Source organism: Cognatazoarcus halotolerans, assembly GCF_009800965.1.
In the GTDB taxonomy this organism is placed as follows: Bacteria; Pseudomonadota; Gammaproteobacteria; order Burkholderiales; family Rhodocyclaceae; genus Cognatazoarcus; species Cognatazoarcus halotolerans.
This window is the reverse complement of sequence record NZ_WUAF01000095.1, coordinates 1-255: the sequence shown is the minus strand read 5'-3', so window position 1 is coordinate 255 and position 255 is coordinate 1. Positions and strand designations below refer to the sequence as shown.

General features: G+C 69.4%; 1 pseudogene. It reads left to right on the top strand.

What is annotated here, in order from left to right:
* Positions 1-255 (top strand): annotated as a pseudogene (locus tag GQB03_RS22825) (3-hydroxyacyl-CoA dehydrogenase); the annotation flags it as partial.

The window sequence follows — 255 nt, the reverse complement described above, 5'->3', positions numbered from 1 at the left end:
GAGAGCTATGTCGGCCTGGTCGAGGCCGGCGTCGGGCTGATCCCGGCCGGTGGCGGCAGCAAGGAGTTCGCGCTGCAGGCCCATGCCCTGGCCAGGCGTGCCGCCGGCGGCGACGTGTTCCTGTACACCCAGGAGAGCTTCCAGACCATCGCCATGGCCAAGGTCGCCAAGAGCGCGCTCGAGGCGGTGCAGATGGGCTTCGGCAAGGCCTCCGACGACATCCTCTTCAACGCCCACGAGCTGCTCTACGCGGCG